This window comes from Flavobacterium quisquiliarum (genome assembly GCF_019308285.1).
Taxonomy (GTDB): Bacteria; Bacteroidota; Bacteroidia; order Flavobacteriales; family Flavobacteriaceae; genus Flavobacterium; species Flavobacterium quisquiliarum.
On sequence record NZ_WWEM01000023.1, the window covers coordinates 41184 to 59936 of the forward strand.

Consider the following 18753-nt stretch of genomic DNA (forward strand, 5'->3'; position numbering starts at 1 on the left):
GAATTCACTATTAAATTTAAAAATCATGGAAAATCTACATAATAACGGACAAGAGCAGAACGCTCATATTGATATTTCACAGCAGGCTGAAATCCAGCAGTGGGCTGAAAAGTTAAATGTCCCTGAGGAGATACTAAAAGATGCCGTAAGGGCAGCAGGCACTACTGTGGAAGAAGTAGCCGAGCACTTGAATGATAATTCTCCTTCCAGAGAAAGCGCTTCTGAAACGGTCCGTTTGAAAGACGGTCCCTGGCATGATGAAAAGGAGAATGACGAACATTACAATCCAGAAGGAAAAAGCATTGAAGAGGCAACAGACCCTTCAAAACTATCACAGCTTTAAGTTTCGAAAAACCTATTTATCATTCATAGTAATAACTGCTTTATAAAAAGTAAAAACGAAAATAGGTAAAAGAATCCTGAAGGGCATTTTTTTGATTAAGCAGTCAAATGATGCTCTTCAGGATTTTATTTTAAGATAAATGCTTTCTAATTAACCGATAGGTAATCATCCTGAATATAACAATTGCTTCTTACCCTTCTTTTGAGTTAATTCCATAAATTTGTGCTGCAGACTCTTTGATCTGCCCCTCTGCTTTAAAAATAAATAGAGATCAAAAACATTCCGTTTAAAAATGAACGATCCGATTCTAGAAAACCTTAATCCCAGCCAGCTCCAAGCCGTGAAAACCACAGAAGGTTACGTGCGCGTTATTGCAGGAGCCGGCTCAGGAAAAACAAAGGCCCTTACCTCCCGCTTTGCCTATATCGTGGACAGGCTGGGAATCAATTCCTCCAATATCCTCTGCGTGACCTTTACCAATAAAGCGGCGCAGGAAATGAAAAGGCGCGTCAAGGCGCTTATTGGCGATCTTTTTGATGTCAGCTTCATCACAACCTATCACGGTTTCTGCGTACGGTTTCTGCGTGAGGAAATCAACAAAATCCATTACCCGAAAAATTTTATCATACTGGATGCCGAAGACCAGAAAACCATTTTAAGGGAGGTGTTCAACGAACTGGACATCAATTCGAAAAACCTCACTTTCAAACAGGTGCTCCGTTTTATTTCCAAGCAGAAGAGCACCTCTGATTACCTCGGTTACATGCTCGAGAATAAAAGCTTTGAGCCCGATGAAAAGGAATCGCTCTCCAGCCGCGTGTATCAGAAATACCTCGACAAGCAGAAGCGCAATTATGCGCTGGATTTTGATGACCTGATCCATTTTACGGCTTTCATACTCGACAGCAATCCTGATGTGCTTTTCAAATGGCAGCAAATGCTGCATTACATACAGGTCGATGAGGCGCAGGACAGCTCCGACAGCCAGTTCCATCTGGTGGAAATGCTCTCGCGTGTGCACCAGAACCTGTTTCTGGTAGGGGATCCCGACCAGACGATCTATGAGTGGCGCGGTGCGAAACCCGAATACCTGGTGGAATTCGACAGGATGTTTCCTGACACGAAAACCATTATCATGAACCAGAACTACCGCTCTACGCCAAACATCCTCAAAGTGGGCAACCATATTATCAAAAACAACAAGGTAAGGGTGGACAAGGATATGGTCACGGATAATCCCGAGGGGGTTGAAGTGGTGCATTTCCATGGAAAAAATGACTTTGAGGAAACCTTCTGGGTGGCTTCCGAAATCAAGGAAATCCTTAAATCGGAAAATGCCGCTTACTCTGATATTACCATTTTATACCGTTCCAACCATCTCTCCAGAAATATCGAGCAGGCACTGATCAAAGAAAATATTCCCTACGCCATATTTGGTGGCGTGCGTTTCTTTGAAAGAAAGGAAATCAAAGATGTCCTTTCCTTTTTAAGGCTTATCGTGCAGGGCGATAATTTCTCTTTTCTGCGCATGCACAACCACCCTTCCCGCGGGCTGGGGAAAAAGTTCCTCGAAAGGCTCAGCCTTCTGGCAGGCCAGCAGAACCTGTCCCTGCTTCAGGCCCTGCAGCATAATATCGAGGATAAAGAGCTCAATAAAAAAGGGGCTGTTGATTTCCTGGCTCTGGTTGAAGAGCTGAAAACAGATGCCCAGACAAATTCCATTTCCGATCTGGTCAAGATCATACTCGATAAAAGCGGACTGTCCGAACTCTACCGAAAAGACGGCGATGAGGACAGGCTGGAAAATATAAAAGAGCTGGTAAGCTCCATGCTGCTGCTGGAAAAAGAAAACAACGGCCCTGTAAATATTGCCGAATACCTGCAGGAAATTGCACTCTATACCGATCTGGACAAAGACACGGAAAATCAGGATAAGGTTCGTCTGATGACCATCCACATCTCCAAAGGCCTTGAATTTCCCTATGTGTTTCTCTGCGGTTTTACCGAAGGGGTGCTGCCAAGCGCCCTTTCCATAAAAGAAAGAAGAAAACGGGCTATCGAGGAGGAAAGAAGACTGATGTACGTTGCCGTTACCAGAGCCGAGAAAAGGTTTTATATGACCGATTCGGAAGGCTTTAATTTCACCACAGGGCTCAACAAATACCCGTCAAGGTTCCTCTTTGAAATCAAGGAAGAATTTTATGTGCGTAAAGGAAAACTGTCAGCAGAAATCCTCCAGGCGGCACAGTCATCGGCAGCGGCCTCAAAAAACAGTGAAGATACCGAGTTCATTGAAGGGGACCTTGTAATGCATCCTGTCTGGAACAAAGGGAAAGTGCTTGCTGTGGACAGGGAGAAAAACCAGTACACGGTGCATTTTTTTGAAATGGGAAAAGAGAAACCCATTGACTTTTCGTTTCGTTTCCTAACTGCCGGATCAGATGCTGAACCTGAGAGTTCTTCCCCTGCCGAACTTTTGAATATCCAGGAAAACTTAAAAAATGCGCCGGATCCCTTTGCAGACCAGGAGCAGCAGAACGGCTTTGCTGACAATGAAGATAGCCGTATTTTTAATGATAAAAATACAGACAGTGAAAAGGAAGAATGGTAAAAGCCGGCTCATCAGAGCGGTATTGCCGTATCGGTACTTAAATCATTTTTTATACAAAAGCCCATTGCTGTTTGAAACAATGGGCTTTGTCTTGTATCGGCGTATAGTAGGCAGTACCTGAAACTTTTTCATAAAAGGCATGCGGTGTTATCGGAATGTAACTTAAACTATAACGCTGCAAAGCTGTACTTTAGTGTGCAGCATCCTGTTTTACTCCTTGCTGTTCTCCATGCCGCTGATGATTTTAGCCACTTCAGTTTCGGTCGATTTTAGTTTTGCCTGGCAGAACTCTATCAGTTCAGATGCCCTTTTTACTTTGGCAGCCAGTTCATCCACAGAGATGGTTTCGTCTTCCATCTCTTTGGCGATCAGGGCCAGCTCTTTGGCTGCAGCCTCATAAGTCAGTGTGTTTTCCATCATATTCTATTTTTTCGTTGACCGTACTTTTCAGTACGGCATCTTTTGTTACTATTTCAATCTCTTCGCCTTCCTTTATGCTCCCTGCTCCGTTTACAATTTTATTGTTTTTTCGGATCACGGCATATCCTCTGCTGAGCACATTCTGCGGGGAGAGCAGCTTTATAGTTTTATGGTGGTGCTCCAATTGGAGTCTGCGGCTTCGCAGGTACTGGCTGGTAAAGATCTTCAGGTTCGCTTTTAAATGCTGAAGATTGCTGTTTTCCTGCTGGATGATGCTCTGCGGCCTTTGCAGTGTTTTCTGCGCAGCCAGCAGCAGATGCTGCTTTTTTTCTGCCAGCAGGTTTCGGCTAGCCTGCGAAATATGCTGCTTTTGCAGCATAAGCTCTTCTTTCTTCGCGGCAATCAGTTCCCATGCATTATGGCTGACCAGATTTTTGATCTCGCTGAGTTCCCTGTAATGCCCTAGGAAAAGCTGCTGGGATTTGATGGCTATGGTCCTTTGCAGCGAGAGTATGTGCTGCTCGAAACTGCGGTTGTGCGCTATAATGAACTCCGCCGCCTTGGTGGGGGTTTTGGTATGGGTATGGGCCATCAGGTCTGTAATGCTGACATTTTTCTGGTGTCCGATGCCGGTTATCACAGGGATCGGGAATTTTGCGACAGCCCTTCCGATATTGTAGTTGTCGAAAATCAGGAAATCAGACTGCGATCCGCCTCCCCTTGCAATGACAACGGCATCATAAGGAATTCCGGTATTATAGACTTCTATGAGTTTATTTAGGAACAGCTTGGCGTTATTGTCCCCCTGCACAACGGTATGATAGTCATCAATCTGAAAAACATAGCCAAAATCATTATGCTGCATCGTATGGCGGAAATCCTCATTCCCGGCGGAACTGCTTGAGGAAATCACCGCAACCCTCTGAATTATCACAGGAAGCTTCAGACGGCTGTTCAGCGTGGAGTATCCCTCGCCTTCTTTGTGTATGAAATCATTCTCTTTGACAAGCCTTGCAAGGGTAGCATTGCGCTGCTGTTCCAGAATGCCGATCATGAAATTGCTGTCGATATCCAGAAGGTTTACCGAGAGACCGTACAGCGGATGGAAATCCACGCTCACCTGAACAAGAACATGAAGGTTGTTGGTAAAACGCTGTCCGGTGCTGTTTTCAAAATCAAGGATCTTCAGCGCTCCTGCTCCCCAGCTCTTGCCCATTATTTTAGCAGTGATCACACTGCCTTTCTCTGATTTCTCCACCAGTTCAAAATAATGGATCTTTTTATCGGCCTTGAAGGAATGGTTGGTGATATCAGCCACTACCCAGTACGTCCGTCCCTTAAAGCGGGAATGGATCGTCTCCTGGATCTGGCCGGTGAGCTGTGAGAGTCTGATATACTGGTCGGGTCCCATATTGTTTTCAGGGGTCTGCTGCTGTTTGTTTTTCCTTCTTCACCGCTAAGATAGCTATTCTCAGGCGGATCTCAAAAACAGAAAAAAGAGAGGTTAATTTTCAATTCAAAACGGGTTAAAAGGGCAGCCAAAGTAGTGCCCGCCCTCACCTGCATGCGCATAACGGCCCCTGGCCGCCCTTCGGGACTTATAGCACTCCGGCTCGCTATCCGGACACTTTTCTTCTGCTTTCTTTTTTCCCGTTTTTTCTTTTGAAAAATTTCATTTGGGAAGCAGGGGAAAAGAAAACTTAAAAGAGTATTCACTAAAACTTTATTGTCATGGAAATCACAGGACGAATTGTAAAAGATGCCTCCGTTTTTAAGGTAAAAGAAAACCGTGAGGTCGTAAACTTCTCCATAGCGGTCAACGACAGCTATAAACCCAAAGGAAGCACAGAGGTCAAAAAGATTGTAACCTATATCGACTGTTCTTACTGGCTCAGCTCGGGACTGGTGCAGTGGCTCAAAAAAGGTACGCTCGTCCAACTCTTCGGACGCATCGGACTGAATGTCTATATCGGAAATGACGCCCAAGCTCATGGGTCATTGACCTTTCATACCTCGGATATCAAGATACTCGTATTTGCGCAGGCGGATAATACAGAAGCCGCTGCCGCAGCTAAACAGAATAAAACAGCAGAAGAGCCTGACGACCTGCCTTTCTAAACCATTCACGCTTATAATTTTTATACACGCCTAAATGAAATAGTATGAAAGCCTTACAGAAATCCAATTATAAAGAATTCCGTGTCAGTGATGCCTTTAATCAGATTATCCTGCGCAGCATCACTTCTTACGACGGGAAACGCAGCGCGCAGCTGAAATCTTTTTTCCTTGACCTGCAGCAGGGAGGCTGCGTCAGCGGGATGATTTCAGAATTTATCTACAATACCGATTGCTGCGATTTCTACGTCGAGCATATTGATGACCTTGAAAATATCAGAACCGAATTGGAAGAAGCTGTCGGCGAACCGATCGAGAACCGTTTTAAAGTCCCGCACTACACTTTTGTATGCTGGCTCTGCTTTGAGGAATACTGTTACGACCTCTATTCAAGACTCTTTGAGTAAAAATTTTCAACCTTAAATAGCTGATTATGAAAGCTTCTGAAAATTTTAAAACCGCAATAGAAAAATACCTCAGTGATAGGGCGCAGGGCGATACCGCCTTTGCACTGCACTATAGCAAAGCTTCCAAAAACTTGGACGGCTGTCTGAATTATATTTTCGGGGAGGTCAAAAAAACAGGTTTGTGCGCCTTTGACAATCAGGAAATCTTCGACATGGCAGTCAAGTACTACACCGATGATTCTATCGGCAAGCCTGCACCGATTACGTGCAGAACCGTGGTGCAGACCCCTGCACCGTCCGACCTTTTTACGCAGCCCGAAATCCCTGCTGCGCCTGTCAAAACCGAACCTGTTCCAACCGTAAAAAAAGACGTAAAACCTGCGGCGCAGACCGCCCTGACCCTCTTTGACCTATGACACCCAAAACCATCATCGAAAAGCAGCTTACAGCGCTGAGCGCCTCTCTTGCGCCTATCAGAGAAGAGGTATTTACTTGGGCAGAGCAGACTATTTTTCTCAAATGGGGTGTGTTGTCCCGCAGCAGATTCTACTGCCTGGACTGCACCCACGTTTGGAAGCCCTCCTGTCCAACCACCTGCGCCAAGTTCACTTCCTGCCCTGCCTGCGCAGGCAGACTCAAAATGATGCCTTATAATCAGGTGCATTTTAAGGAAACAGAATATTTCGCCCTTTTCGAGCGCTGTGCGGGGTTTCAGGTGGTGCGCATGGTCATATCTCATAAACACATGAAAAAGAATTTCCTGCCCTCCTATTTCCATAAGGAAGTCATGCAGCATTGGATAAACCCCAAAGGGGAAGTGCGCACCCTTGCGCTCAGCACCAATGTGTTTTCCAGTAGCCTTGATGCATGGAAATTCTATTCCCCGCTTGAAATAAAGCCTAAGGACTTCATCCGAAATGCCAAATACTTTATCAACCCTTTCAAGGTCTATCCGCAGATGAAAGTATTGCCTATCCTGAAACGCAACGGATTCAAGACTTCGGTATATGACATTGCACCGAACTTATTGTTTTCATCGCTTCTAAGCGACCCCATCGCCGAGACCCTGCTAAAGGCAAAACAGCTGAACCTGTTGCAGTATTACCTCTGCGCATCACGACAGAACATCCGCCGCAACTGGCAGGCGGTCAAAACCGTCATCCGAAACCATTACAAAATTTCAGATGTCCCCCTTTGGGAGGATTATCTCGAACTGCTGCGGTATTTCAAAAAAGACCTTTCGTGTCCTTTGTATGTCTGCCCCGATAACCTCAGTGAAGCGCACGACCATTTAGTAAAAAAGAAAAGGGACTTCCTTCGCAAGAAAAAACTCCGCGACCTGCGCATTGAAATCGAAAAGGCGCAGAAAAGATACGCAAGCGACAAAAAGCGCTTTTTCGGGCTGTCGTTCCGCGATGGGCATCTCAGCATTTCCGTTATTGAAGAAGTAAAAGATTTTATGGCCGAGGGCGACGACTTGGGGCATTGCGTGTTCACCAATGAGTATTATGTTAGAAAAGATTCGCTGATACTCTCGGCAAAGGTCTGCGATAAGTCCGTAGAAACCATCGAAATTTCACTCAGCCGTATGGAAATCCTGCAGTGCAGGGGAATGAAAAACAAGCCCTCCAGACATCACAGACAGATCCTGCAGCTGCTGAGCCAAAACTTGTATCAGATAAAGGAGCGCATGAAAAAAAGAAAACCCAAAATTATAAGCCGATAAGCATATCGGCTTTTTTTATGCAGTGAAATCAAAGCCCGAAAGCCCGNGGACGGCGGGCTCTGGATTCCAATGCCTGCCAAAGCCGCATTACTTTAAGGTAATCGCATCGGCAAGGTTTTCCTGATCGATAAAGGCCGTTATATACTGCCGGGCTTCACCGCGCTTCTCCAGATCCGTTTCAAAGGTATTGAGATGATACTCCTCGTCCTGGTCCAGGATATGAATGATCTCGGTATAGCCTTTCGAAATCAGGCTACCTTTGAGCTTGATCACGGTGAGCTGCTGGTGCGGGTCCAAATCTTTTCTCACCTTTAATTGTATTGCTTTTTCCATTGTGAAAGATCTGTATGTTAGGGTAGTTGTAATTCTCCTATCAAATATAGCAATTAAGACCGCAGCCGCAGCACTGGGTACTGTTAAAAAAAGACAAGCAGCATTTTACCGCACATGTTAATTTAGTAAGAAAAATAAAATTTACTGTAAGAAAAAGACAATAAAATGATTTAATTTTAGGGAGGCAGAATCTTAAAAACGTTTAGCCCTCACAATGGGAAATCAAAACTGGACAAAGCTAAATTACTTAATTTAAAGCGTATCTTTAAGACATGAGAAGAAACGGAGAAATAATAATAATCGAAGATGACGAGGATGACAGGCTCTTCCTTAAGGATATTTTTGAAAGCCTGGACTATCCCAACAAAATAAAATTCATTGAAGACCCAATGGATGCACTTTCTTACCTTTCCAATTCGAAGGTGAGGCCTTTCCTTATTTTGTCAGATATCAATATGCCCAAGATTAATGGCTTTGAACTCCGCGAACAGATACTTGCCCTGGCGGAAATCCGTGAGAAATGTACTCCTTACATCTTTCTTTCCACCTCGAGAAACCCGGAAAATGTGCTCAGGGCGTACCGCTGCCAAGTACAGGGATACTTTAGGAAAGAAGAAGACTTCTCAGTCTATCAAGCCATGATAAAAAACATTGTGGAATACTGGCGCCTAAGCCTTACTCCGGGATCAGCACTGTAAAAAACACCTCTGCTTTATTTATATTGTACGAATCCGCCCGCTGAACTTCAGGTAAAATCTGTTGCGGCTTTCTATTTTTTTTCTTGCTCGAAACATCAAAATGGCTTTGGCTGCAAAAGCGAATCCAGCTGGGAAAGAAGCTCGCCAAAACTGTTGGGCTTGCTGATATAGGCAAGGATGTTTTGCTGCCCGATTTTGCTCTTCATGAAATCCGCCGAGGGGGTCGAGATCATCACTACAGGAATATCCTTCAGCCTTGCGTCATTTTTTAAAGAGATCAGCAGCTCCAGCCCATTGATTCTGGGCATATTATAATCTAGAAAAATCAGTTCGGGCAGCTTATCAGACCCCCTGAGTTCTTCCAAGGCAGTCTGCGGACTGCTCTCCCATCGCAGCAGTATGTTTTTATTGAGCTGGTCTACCGCTTCCATAAACAGCTCGGCATCTTCACGGTCATCATCGATAAGCAGAATACTTCTATATAACATGGCACATACATTTTTAAGCTCCTCGGCTGCAATTAAATACGGTTTTTAGCCCGATGCGGTTTGGCGCGGCAGGCAAAAAAAGATAAATCACCTATACAGCCCGCCCTTAAAGATACGGCGATTTTCTGCGGCAAATGGACGCTGGCTGCCAGATGTGGAAATTTTACAACTCTATTTTGGAATTATATAAGAACAATGCTGCCGTGAAGATTATTTTTGCGTTTTTATAGGATTTTTCATCCTTGCCTATCTGTTTTATTTTGGTTGTAAATTAGAACTGCAGACTATGAGACCCCTACTGTTCCTTTTTTGCGCACTGGCTGTCTGGGGCTGTTATCCGCAGCAGCACCATGATCCTAAAGTGCTTCTTGCCATGGAAACCTATGCTTTTTTGAAAGGACAGAGTGCCGCCCTGAAAAAGGCCGCCAGCCAATTCCCTGCCTTTGCAAAAGAAGCGGCCGAACTTCAGCAAAAGGCTCAGGCGGTATTTGGAAGGGCAGAGAAAAATGCGGAACTCTTTCTGCGGCAGCAGCTCGCTGATCCGCAGTTCAGCAGCTTTCAAAAACACATTGACTCCCTGATAAACCAGCAGCTGCGGCACCCTATTGAAAAGAAAGAATATGCAGCCAAATTTCTTCAGGCCGTCAAAGACAAAATAGTGTTCAGCCCAGCTGCCCCTGTTCCCAAAGGCCTGCTCGCCTTTGCCTACCATGACGCGCCCCATCAGGAAATAATCGACGGCCATACGGTAAAATTCTCCACAAAGGGCCATCCCAAAGCAGACCAAAGCGTGGTTGTACTGCCGATACCCAAAAGCTGGGAGGCGCAGGAAGCCCAAATGCCCGCAGCCGTGCAGCAGTTTACCAGCTGTGAGGGAAAAGGAAATGAAAAGATACTGATCGTAATTCATGATCTGCCCCAAGAATACCAAAACCTTGCACTTAATGAAAAATCCATGCAGGAAATGATACCCCCGCAAAGCAGGCTGATCCGCACAGAGCCGGTTACCATCGATGATATGCCGGGCATAATGGCGGAAATAGAGGAAATTTTGGACGAGCCCCAAAAAAATATGAAAGTGCGCATGCTCCAGTTTATGGCGGCAAGCGGGGGCAAGCTATACTGCCTGCAGGGCAGCATCGGCCCTGCTGCTGCGCACCATAATCTGGATCACCAGCTGAGAAAATACGAACCTCTGTTTCGAATGGTGGCCCAAGCTGCCCGGATAGAGAATTAAAAAGCGGGACAAAAAACACAAAACGCTGTAAAAGAGGACCATCTAAATTTTGAGCTTCCCAAGAAGCGCCAGATCGCAATGCACAGCTGAAAACCGCAGATTACCATTCGATACTCTATATCTTGCAAAAAATTGCTGTAATTTTATAATAATGAAGGCTGGTTCGTTTTTTAAATTTGATTCCATTTTTTTTAGGAAAAAAGAAGATGCTTTTTAAAAATGCAAAAAGTAAATGATTATGGAAAGTAAAAACAATATACCGCAGAATGCTGAGCAGACCGGTGTGGCACCTGCACTTGGAGAAAGCGCGCTGCACAGCGAAAACACCTTAAATCCAGTCGCACAGCAAAACAGCCATGCTGCTGAAATGCAAGACCCTGTCACCAAATATGCAGTACCGCCCTTCAATGAGCAGTCGCAGCCATGGCCGGGTCTTGTCAGTAAAATGGATCCCAGACCGGATCATGGTGAAGAAAGCTACAAAGGCACAGGACGATTAAAAGGCCGTAAGGCCCTCATTACAGGAGGCGATTCCGGTTTGGGAAGAGCCGCCGCAATTGCTTATGCAAGAGAAGGAGCTGATGTTGCCATAAACTATTACCCTACCGAAGAGGAAGATGCAAAGGAAGTGATCCAGCTCATTGAAGCCGCAGGAAGAAAGGCTGCTGCCATTCCCGGGGATCTCCGCGATGAGACGTTCTGCAGATCTCTTGTCGATCAGGCAGCCCAAGCCCTTGGCGGATTAGATATAGTAGTCAACAACGCGGCAAGACAGCAGGCTCACCAATCCATCTTAGATATTTCCTCAGAAGAATTTGACTGGACCATGAAAACCAATATTTATGCTCCTTTCTGGATTATCAAAGCGGCGCTGCCTTACCTGAAACCGGGATCATCCATCATCGGAACAAGTTCTGTGCAGGCCTATGCTCCCACCGAAGATTTATACGATTATGCCCAGACAAAAGCCGCCACTACAAATTACATCAAATCACTGGCCAGACAGCTGGCACCAAAAGGAATCAGAGTCAACGGTGTAGCCCCAGGACCAGTGTGGACTGCATTGCAGGTAAGCGGAGGTGCCAGTATGGAAAAACTCAAAGAATTTGGATCCCAAACTCCTTTGGGAAGACCAGGACAGCCGGCCGAACTGGCTTCCATTTATGTACAGCTCGCCGCTGAAGATGCCAGCTATGCAACTGGGCAGATTTATGGCTCAAGCGGCGGTGAAGGCAATCCATAATCAATCAGAGAGAAGATTTATAAAGTACAAAACCTCTGCAATAGCAGTCTGCAGAGGTTTTTATTGACTGTAATAAAAATTTACCTTAAAATACTCAATTTTTTATAAAAGCTATCAGAGACTGATAATGAAATACTGCAATTCTATCTGCCGGCGATTTGATTTTCGATGATAAAAAGTAAAACTAAATTAAATCTTCTCCATATTTTTTACCTAACCAAGTATTCCTGTAACAAATCTTTTCTAAAAAAACATTTCCTATATTTTAAAAAACATCCCAGTAGGTTCTTTAAAAGAGTACTGTCCATCAAATGGAGATGATTCTGTTAAAATTTTCCTGTTTCAGTACGTTTAAAAGTTTTCGCGGCTATCTGCTCTCCTAAATCATTGACGCTCATCAGCAGGTCGTTAATCTGATAGGCATAGAAGAGTTTAGCCTCTGTATTGTTGATAGGCAGAATAGCTAAAAAGTGGGGCCATGTTAATTGCCGGGACAGTCTCGCGACAATTTCTTTGTCTGCAAACTCATCAGCAAACCGCATCATTGTCCGAAGATTTTTTTCTTCAAAATTGCTGCCGAATTTATTCTTTAGTTCCAACGACAAGGCAGTCACGATCTGTCGTGCGTTTTCTGATAGTTTTTTATCAAGTATTGTTTCATTAATTTTAAATCCAATTTCCCAAAAAAGCAGCACTGAAGAACCGTTAGCCTGCTGTTGGGTCTGCTCGGCAAGGCGGGATAACTCGCTGATTAAATCCGCTTCAATAAACGCTGTATTATTTATATTTTCTGCCATAGTATCCCATCATGCTTAACCAAATTACAGGGCTTATAATTTAGTTGAAATCATCACAATTTTTATTAAAAGTTTCAGCTAAAGGCCTAAATAAAAATTGAATATTTCAAAGATAAAAAATCTAACAGCATCCGCCCTGCGTTTTTTTTAGAAATAAATAAGCAGTAAGACATCAGACACTCTTTAAAAGCGATGCGGATCAATGCTTTTAAAACAGCCAGGATTCTAAATTAACACATCCAAAAAAATGGTTTAAAAAAATAGTCGGCTCCGGCTTCCCACAGACAAAACCTTAAAATGCCAGTACAGTATGCAGATGTAGTGTTTGGCATTATTTAACTAAATTTTTATGCCGCAAATGCAGTTGAAAAACTAAAGACTTAAAAGTGACAATTTTAAAATTTTCCATAAAAATTGTATAAAAGCTGCCACAGCGGAAAAATTAATTTTACGCATGACAAAAACTATTTTTTTACGCTGGCTGTTAGGCAGAAACAGCATACCGGATGAAGAAGTCCGTTCCATCGGAACCGCAACAAAAAATAAAATTGCTTACTTTTACAAAAACCAAAACTGTTATCCTGTATGCAGCAGCCCTTCCTAAAACTAGAAAATTGAATCAAGAACCAAATACTTCAGACTTTTACTTTCTTCAAAATGGAGGTGAAGCCGCCGAGCTAATTGAAAAAATTGACTGGGAAAGCCATACTTTGGGCACTCCGGACAACTGGCCGGAGAACCTCAAAAACACCATTGCCACAATCGTGTGCTCAAAATTTCCGATGTTTCTCTGGTGGGGTGATCAGCTGATACAGTTCTACAATGATGCCTATCGTCCCAGTTTCGGAAATGAGGGCAGACATCCCAAAGCCATGGGACAGAAAGCCGTGGACTGCTGGCCTGAAATATGGGATTTTATCCATCCGCTGATTCAAAAAGTGCTGTCAACGGGAGAAAGCATCTGGTACGACGACCTGCTGCTGCCAATATTCCGAAACGGCAAAATGGAAGACGTATACTGGACTTTCAGCTATAGCCCGATAAGGGACGACCGCCGCCAGATCAAGGGTGTATTGGTAATCTGCAATGAAACCACTGAAAAAGTAAACAGCAGACTTCATCTGCAGCAAAGCAGCGACGAGCTGGAATTTGCCATCAACGCAGCCGAATTTGGGACTTATGACCTGGATCCAAGGACACGGAGCTTTTCTTCAAATGCAAGGCTCAAGGACTGGTTCGGGCTCAAAGCCGATCAGCAGGTGAAACTCGAACATGCCCTGGGGGCAGTCGCAGAGAAGGACCGTCAGCGTGTCACTGAATCAATTAATTATGCCCTCCGATACGAATCAGGCGGGCGATACGATATTGAGTATACCATCATCCACCCCATTACCAAAATACCGCGGATTGTGCATGCCCTTGGAAAGGCATGGTTTGACAATACTAAAACCGCTTACCGCTTTAACGGCATTCTGCAGGATATCACCCAGCACCGCAAAGCGGCTCAAGAGCTTCAAAAATCAAGACAGCTCACCGATCTTACCATACAGAGCATGGCTCTGGGACTTTTCAGCGTGGATTATGCCGCTGATACCCTGGAGTATTCCGCTGAATTCAGCAGGATACTCACCGGGAATTTTAAACCCGGCCTGGGCAGGAAGGATTTCCTCAAATACGTGCATCCCGATGACCTGCATCTGAGAACCGGCGCCATCAAAAGCGGCATGGAAAATGGCACCTTTAACTATGCCCCAAGGGTTATTTGGGACGACGGCAGCATACACCACATTGCCATATCAGCGGCACGCATCGTCAATTCCGAAGCAAAAGCACCGATGTTCTCCGGAACGGTCGCCGACATCACCGAAAAAGAAAACAGCCGTCTGGCCCTTGAGCAGGCACAGTCACGACTTGAGATGAACAAGCGGGAGGCAGACCGCCATTTTTCAAATGTAACCGACAGCTCCCCTACCGGGTTATGGCTTTCCAATCCGCAGGGAATGTTTACCTATTTCAACAAAACCCTTATTGATTTCACAGGGGTGCCCTACCAGGAACTGCTGGAGGGAAAATGGACCTGGGTCATTGCCGAGCAGGACTATAAAAAAACCAAAGAAGCATACCTTAAGGCCCTGGAGCAGAAAAGCCATTTTGATGTGCTTTTCCGGGCAAGGAAAAACAATGGGCAGCTGATCTGGTGCCGCGCCGCCGGCGACCCTTTTTATGATGCCGACGGACAGTACGGCGGCTACGCCGGGTTCTGCATGGACATCGATGAAATAATTTCCGTGCGCCAGGCCGTTATTGAAAGCCAGAACCAGCTCACCTCGATGATCGAGCAGTCCCCCGTGGGGATCTGCCTCTTTACAGGACTGGATATGAAGATCGAAATTGCCAATGATATCATGATTGGATACTGGGGCAAGGACAGCTCCGTGATAGGGCTGCCCTTGGAAGAAGCCGTTCCCGAATTAAGGGGGCAGCCTTTTATGGATATCCTGCAGCAGGTCTACCGTACAGGCGAAACCTATTACGGCCATTCCGTACCGGCGGACCTGAAGCTCGACGGAAAAATCAGCACCTACTACTTTGAGTTTACCTATACCCCGATCCGCGACTCCAAAGGCACGATTTACGGAGTTATGGACATTGCCATTGACGTTACCGATCAGGTCATCGCCACCAAAAAACTCGAAGAGACAAGGATGGCGCTCGCAGGGGCTATTGAACTGGCCGAACTCTCCACATGGACGCTCGACGCCGAAACTAAAACCATTACCTGTTCGGACCGTTTTAAGGAGTGGCTCGGTTTAAGCGCCGGCACCGCAGACCGGGAAGAGTTCCTGCAGCGCATCAGCGAACCCTACAGGCATAAAGTTGCCGCGGCCCTGGAAGAGGCCCTCAGCGGTTCGGCCGAACAATTTTATGATTATGAATTTCAGATTGTAAACAAAATAACAGGACAGCAGCGCATTATCCATGCCAACGCCCAGGTGCAGTACGGCAAGGATGGTGTGGTAAAATCACTCAGCGGCACGGCGCAGGACGTGACCAAAGAAAAGGAACTCCAGCAGGAGCTTACCTTCAAGGTAAAGGAACAGACCGCCGAGCTGCAGACTAAAAATGCCGAACTGGAGGCCAACAACCGCGAGCTTTCGCAGTTTGCCTATATCGCCTCCCACGACCTGCAGGAACCCATAAGAAAGATCAGCGTTTTTACCGATCTGCTGCAGAACAATCTGGGAAAGAACCCCGAGAAGGTAAATACTTATATCGACAAGATCAGCTCTTCTTCCAGAAGGATGGAGAACCTCATTAAGGATGTGCTGCAGTTTTCAAAGCTCACCCATATTTCACATCAATTTGTACCGGTAAACCTCAATACAGTGCTCAGCGAAATATTGGCAGATTTTGACCTGGTCATCGAACAGAAAAATGCCCAGGTAAGCATCGGGCAGCTTCCCCTCGTGCAGGCCATACCGCTTCAGATGTCACAGCTTTTCGGCAATCTGCTCTCCAATGCCCTGAAATATACCAAGCCCGGCACCAGGCCCGAAATCAGCATTAACGCACAGCCTGTTCCAGAAGCTCAACTCAGGCTGCATGCACTGGATCTGGAACTTCCCTATATCAAAATAGAAGTGCGCGATAACGGCATTGGATTCTCACAGCAGTACGCCGAACAGATTTTCAATATCTTCCAGCGCCTGCATGGAAACGACCAGTATTCAGGCACCGGAATCGGCCTTGCCATGTGCCGCAAGATCATGCAGAACCATAATGGTGAAATTACTGCCGCATCGCAGGAAGGCTCAGGCACTGTTTTTACTATTATTATGCCTGCAGTGCACGAAAAAAATGGGGGATGATAAAAAATTAGGAGGGAAAATAGTATATTTACACTCCATTATTACACATATGACGACCATTTTTTTAATTGATGATGATCCAGACGACCGCGAAATCTTTGCTGAACTGCTTGCCGAAGACCATCCCTCAATTGTTTTGCAGCAAGCCATAAATGGCGCAGATGCCTTTGAAAAACTTAAATCTGAAAACTTTACAAAGCCGGATTTGATTTTTCTGGACCTCAATATGCCCATAATGGACGGGCGTACCTTCTTGCAGCACATTAAAATGGATCCCGACCTGAAGGATATACCGGTTATCATATATACGACATCTTCAAGTGATTTGGACAGGAATTTTGCCATGGAAAACAAGGCCGCATTTTTCCTTACCAAACAATATTCGCTGCAGCAGCAGCGAAAGGATATTATGGCAGCCATAAAGAATTTCTAAACTGCAGATTTCCATTGCATTGCTTACAACTATTAAAAAGGGATTGTTTTTTATAAAACATGCCCTTTTTTAAATTTTGAACTCTTCACATGGGGTTTAATTCATTAAATGCAGACTCTTCTCTGCTGCAAGCCGAACAGCGGAAAGCTTCTCTCAACTTTGCGGCAAAAAGTTAAAGCTGTTTTTTCAGCGGCCCAAAAGCAAGAATTCATCCCGTCCTATTTGAGATTACCGATTCAAAGAATTTTAAAAGCAGATTCATAACTAAAGCATAAAAACTAAGCAGATTTAAAAAAATCTCCTTAGTTTTATTAGTTTTTTTGAATTCAGATGCAGCCCAGTAACAGCTGGAATTCTACATCCATCACACACAAGGGTCCAAATGGCTTTTTATTTTGAAAAAAAACAAATAAATGTCCAAAACCGGAACACCCAGATGTCTTTAATGAAATTTTAAAAATAATTTATTATGAAAAAGTTCCTATTATTACTTCATGAAGACATTGAAAAACTAAACGAGCTCTCTTCAAAAGAAATGCAGCAACTGGCTGATGCGCATATGAGGTGGGCAGAGAGATTAGCCGCGGCAGGACATTTGATTTCAGGCGACGGACTGCAGGAAAAAAGTGTTTTGATCAGCGGGAAAGACTGCATCATCAAAGACGGGCCTCATCTGGAATCCAAAGAAATTATTGGGGGATATTACTTACTGCAGGCAGAGGATTTAAAAACGGCTGTCGAACTGGCTAAGGAATGTCCCACGCATCTTTGCGGAGGCACTACCGAAATCCGTCAGATAATGGAAATGGAAGATTATGGGCAATGAAATGTTTTTCGGGGAAGAAAAGAATTACCGGGTCTTGTACGGAAAGCTGTTTGCAGCGTTATTAAATAAGTTTGGTGCAGATTATATTTCTGAAATTGAGGATGCCATTCATAATTCCTTATTAAAATCCTTAAAAATACGCAGCCAGAATACCATCCTGAACAATATGGAAAACTGGCTTTTCATCGTTGCCCGAAATGACCTTCTGAACCAGATCAAAAAGGACAAAGAAAAAAACAGTTTTTCTGCGGAACATATTGAAGGTTCTGCGGCGGAAAGCTGCCAGACTGACCTGCGGCTTCAGACCGTTCTCTTTATATCTGCTGTAGAAAATATTTCCAGCCAAGCCAAAATACTCTTTGTTCTTAAAGATATTTTTGGGTTAAGCCTATCTGAAATAAGCGGCTGCACCTTGATGGGTAAAGAAGCCGTTTACAAAAGCATTAACAGGACAAAGAAAAACATCCAGTCCCAATTTAAGGGCAAAACTGTCGAACTGGATTCAATAGCAGCGGTCAGGGAAGATATCGCCAGGGCAGAAGAAATATTTTACGCTGTTTTTAATATAGGCTACGACTGTTTTGATGAAAAGGCCCAAGGGGTTTTCAATGAAGATTTATGCCTGGACGCAATGGCTCTGACTAAACTTTTATACGGCCGCTATAAGTATGGCTCCACAGGCAGTCTGATGGCTCTTTTCTGCTTTCATGCCGCAAGAAGTGCAGCCCGGGTTGTCAATGGCAGGCTCATTTCTTTTTTCAGCCAGGACCGCGAAAAATGGAATACGGAACTGATAGCTTTAGGCTTTCATTATCTTAAAAAGCCCAAAACCTTAAACCGTTTTTATCTTGAAGCGGTTATTATCAGCAGGTACATGTCCATTGCGGAGCTAACACAAAATGACTGGCTTGATATTGTGAAATTACATGAAATCATGCAGCAGGTCTGCCTGTCTCCTATTGCAAGACTGAACTATTGCTTTTGTCTGGCTAAAATTGGAAAAACGCAGCAGGCGTTGCAGATTCTTTGTCAGATTGAAAAAGAGCTGCCGGCCGAACATATCTATTTTTCTCTTGTAAAAGCTAAAATCTTAAAAGAAACCAGACCTGAAGAGTCCGATGATCTGTTCACATCGGTGCTAAGTAAAATGAACCAGAAAATAAGGAAAGAATACCTGCTGGAAAACGAGTCAGTCGGATTATAAAAT

Annotated in this window: 18 protein-coding genes; 13 read left to right on the plus strand and 5 right to left on the minus strand. The window is 44.6% G+C overall.

What is annotated here, in order from left to right:
• The first annotated feature begins 25 nt into the window (after positions 1-25).
• Both GSY47_RS11135 and GSY47_RS11140 read left to right on the plus strand, forming a co-directional pair.
• Positions 26-343: a DUF3606 domain-containing protein gene (locus GSY47_RS11135; protein ID WP_149207800.1), complete on the plus strand. Its 318-nt coding sequence runs from the start codon at positions 26-28 to the stop codon at positions 341-343.
• Positions 344-635: 292 nt separating this feature from the next.
• Complete coding sequence (locus GSY47_RS11140; protein WP_219071286.1) at positions 636-2954, plus strand: ATP-dependent helicase; 2319 nt, start codon at positions 636-638, stop codon at positions 2952-2954.
• Between the two features lie 210 nt (positions 2955-3164).
• Here the strand turns inward: GSY47_RS11140 and xseB are convergent, their stop codons facing one another.
• The gene (gene xseB / locus GSY47_RS11145) at positions 3165-3374 is read right to left on the minus strand and encodes an exodeoxyribonuclease VII small subunit (protein ID WP_379786629.1); all 210 of its coding nucleotides are present in this window, start codon (positions 3372-3374) and stop codon (positions 3165-3167) included.
• Positions 3349-4785, minus strand: a complete 1437-nt coding sequence (xseA, locus tag GSY47_RS11150; RefSeq protein ID WP_219071287.1) for an exodeoxyribonuclease VII large subunit — start codon at positions 4783-4785, stop codon at positions 3349-3351. Before xseA ends, xseB begins: the two co-directional genes overlap by 26 nt.
• Positions 4786-5105: 320 nt before the next feature.
• On the opposite strand from xseA, the gene GSY47_RS11155 reads away from it, so the two are divergent.
• From GSY47_RS11155 to GSY47_RS11170, 4 genes are read left to right on the plus strand one after another with little or no spacing between them, the layout of a single operon-like run.
• Positions 5106-5492, plus strand: a complete 387-nt coding sequence (locus tag GSY47_RS11155) for a single-stranded DNA-binding protein (protein ID WP_219071288.1) — start codon at positions 5106-5108, stop codon at positions 5490-5492.
• Positions 5493-5536: 44 nt separating this feature from the next.
• Positions 5537-5896, plus strand: coding sequence for a DUF7222 domain-containing protein (locus GSY47_RS11160; RefSeq protein WP_219071289.1), 360 nt, complete (start codon positions 5537-5539; stop codon positions 5894-5896).
• A gap of 26 nt (positions 5897-5922) precedes the next feature.
• Entirely contained in the window at positions 5923-6312 is a 390-nt protein-coding gene (locus GSY47_RS11165) for a PcfK-like family protein (protein ID WP_219071290.1), read from the plus strand.
• Positions 6309-7622 (plus strand): PcfJ domain-containing protein, encoded by a 1314-nt coding sequence (locus tag GSY47_RS11170; RefSeq protein WP_219071291.1) that lies wholly within the window; start codon positions 6309-6311, stop codon positions 7620-7622. Before GSY47_RS11165 ends, GSY47_RS11170 begins: the two co-directional genes overlap by 4 nt.
• Before the next feature lie 87 nt (positions 7623-7709).
• Here GSY47_RS11170 and GSY47_RS11175 read toward each other — a convergent pair whose 3' ends face one another.
• Positions 7710-7955: a hypothetical protein gene (locus GSY47_RS11175; RefSeq protein ID WP_149207808.1), complete on the minus strand. Its 246-nt coding sequence runs from the start codon at positions 7953-7955 to the stop codon at positions 7710-7712.
• 272 nt (positions 7956-8227) lie between these two features.
• Between GSY47_RS11175 and GSY47_RS11180 the strand changes: the two genes are divergently transcribed.
• Complete coding sequence (locus GSY47_RS11180) at positions 8228-8653, plus strand: response regulator (RefSeq protein ID WP_219071292.1); 426 nt, start codon at positions 8228-8230, stop codon at positions 8651-8653.
• Between the two features lie 95 nt (positions 8654-8748).
• On the opposite strand, the gene GSY47_RS11185 is transcribed toward GSY47_RS11180, so the two are convergent.
• Complete coding sequence (locus tag GSY47_RS11185; RefSeq protein WP_219071293.1) at positions 8749-9141, minus strand: response regulator; 393 nt, start codon at positions 9139-9141, stop codon at positions 8749-8751.
• 286 nt (positions 9142-9427) lie between these two features.
• Between GSY47_RS11185 and GSY47_RS11190 the strand changes: the two genes are divergently transcribed.
• Positions 9428-10378, plus strand: coding sequence for a hypothetical protein (locus tag GSY47_RS11190; protein WP_219071294.1), 951 nt, complete (start codon positions 9428-9430; stop codon positions 10376-10378).
• Positions 10379-10616: 238 nt separating this feature from the next.
• Entirely contained in the window at positions 10617-11621 is a 1005-nt protein-coding gene (locus GSY47_RS11195; protein WP_219071295.1) for an SDR family oxidoreductase, read from the plus strand.
• A 326-nt stretch (positions 11622-11947) separates the two neighbouring features.
• Here the strand turns inward: GSY47_RS11195 and GSY47_RS11200 are convergent, their stop codons facing one another.
• Positions 11948-12418, minus strand: a complete 471-nt coding sequence (locus tag GSY47_RS11200; protein ID WP_219071296.1) for a DUF1016 N-terminal domain-containing protein — start codon at positions 12416-12418, stop codon at positions 11948-11950.
• A 506-nt stretch (positions 12419-12924) separates the two neighbouring features.
• On the opposite strand from GSY47_RS11200, the gene GSY47_RS11205 reads away from it, so the two are divergent.
• The 4 genes from GSY47_RS11205 (at position 12925) to GSY47_RS11220 (ending at position 18750) form a co-directional block, all read left to right on the plus strand.
• Entirely contained in the window at positions 12925-16287 is a 3363-nt protein-coding gene (locus tag GSY47_RS11205; protein WP_184160502.1) for a PAS domain-containing sensor histidine kinase, read from the plus strand.
• The gene (locus tag GSY47_RS11210) at positions 16277-16720 is read left to right on the plus strand and encodes a response regulator (protein WP_246453413.1); all 444 of its coding nucleotides are present in this window, start codon (positions 16277-16279) and stop codon (positions 16718-16720) included. Before GSY47_RS11205 ends, GSY47_RS11210 begins: the two co-directional genes overlap by 11 nt.
• A gap of 469 nt (positions 16721-17189) precedes the next feature.
• Positions 17190-17546, plus strand: coding sequence for a YciI family protein (locus GSY47_RS11215; RefSeq protein WP_184160500.1), 357 nt, complete (start codon positions 17190-17192; stop codon positions 17544-17546).
• Entirely contained in the window at positions 17536-18750 is a 1215-nt protein-coding gene (locus GSY47_RS11220) for a DUF6596 domain-containing protein (protein ID WP_219071297.1), read from the plus strand. Before GSY47_RS11215 ends, GSY47_RS11220 begins: the two co-directional genes overlap by 11 nt.
• Positions 18751-18753 lie beyond the last annotated feature (3 nt).

What these genes read in the sequence shown, in the direction of transcription:
- xseB (WP_379786629.1), bottom strand. Translation starts at nt 3,374, where the DNA reads ATGATGGAAAACACACTGACTTATGAGGCTGCAGCCAAAGAGCTGGCC.
- GSY47_RS11205 (WP_184160502.1), top strand. Translation starts at nt 12,925, where the DNA reads ATGAAGAAGTCCGTTCCATCGGAACCGCAACAAAAAATAAAATTGCTT.
- GSY47_RS11155 (WP_219071288.1), top strand. Translation starts at nt 5,106, where the DNA reads ATGGAAATCACAGGACGAATTGTAAAAGATGCCTCCGTTTTTAAGGTA.
- GSY47_RS11165 (WP_219071290.1), top strand. Translation starts at nt 5,923, where the DNA reads ATGAAAGCTTCTGAAAATTTTAAAACCGCAATAGAAAAATACCTCAGT.
- GSY47_RS11175 (WP_149207808.1), bottom strand. Translation starts at nt 7,955, where the DNA reads ATGGAAAAAGCAATACAATTAAAGGTGAGAAAAGATTTGGACCCGCAC.
- GSY47_RS11135 (WP_149207800.1), top strand. Translation starts at nt 26, where the DNA reads ATGGAAAATCTACATAATAACGGACAAGAGCAGAACGCTCATATTGAT.
- GSY47_RS11170 (WP_219071291.1), top strand. Translation starts at nt 6,309, where the DNA reads ATGACACCCAAAACCATCATCGAAAAGCAGCTTACAGCGCTGAGCGCC.
- GSY47_RS11210 (WP_246453413.1), top strand. Translation starts at nt 16,277, where the DNA reads ATGGGGGATGATAAAAAATTAGGAGGGAAAATAGTATATTTACACTCC.
- GSY47_RS11190 (WP_219071294.1), top strand. Translation starts at nt 9,428, where the DNA reads ATGAGACCCCTACTGTTCCTTTTTTGCGCACTGGCTGTCTGGGGCTGT.
- GSY47_RS11160 (WP_219071289.1), top strand. Translation starts at nt 5,537, where the DNA reads ATGAAAGCCTTACAGAAATCCAATTATAAAGAATTCCGTGTCAGTGAT.
- GSY47_RS11185 (WP_219071293.1), bottom strand. Translation starts at nt 9,141, where the DNA reads ATGTTATATAGAAGTATTCTGCTTATCGATGATGACCGTGAAGATGCC.
- GSY47_RS11220 (WP_219071297.1), top strand. Translation starts at nt 17,536, where the DNA reads ATGGGCAATGAAATGTTTTTCGGGGAAGAAAAGAATTACCGGGTCTTG.
- GSY47_RS11180 (WP_219071292.1), top strand. Translation starts at nt 8,228, where the DNA reads ATGAGAAGAAACGGAGAAATAATAATAATCGAAGATGACGAGGATGAC.
- GSY47_RS11140 (WP_219071286.1), top strand. Translation starts at nt 636, where the DNA reads ATGAACGATCCGATTCTAGAAAACCTTAATCCCAGCCAGCTCCAAGCC.
- xseA (WP_219071287.1), bottom strand. Translation starts at nt 4,785, where the DNA reads ATGGGACCCGACCAGTATATCAGACTCTCACAGCTCACCGGCCAGATC.
- GSY47_RS11215 (WP_184160500.1), top strand. Translation starts at nt 17,190, where the DNA reads ATGAAAAAGTTCCTATTATTACTTCATGAAGACATTGAAAAACTAAAC.
- GSY47_RS11200 (WP_219071296.1), bottom strand. Translation starts at nt 12,418, where the DNA reads ATGGCAGAAAATATAAATAATACAGCGTTTATTGAAGCGGATTTAATC.
- GSY47_RS11195 (WP_219071295.1), top strand. Translation starts at nt 10,617, where the DNA reads ATGGAAAGTAAAAACAATATACCGCAGAATGCTGAGCAGACCGGTGTG.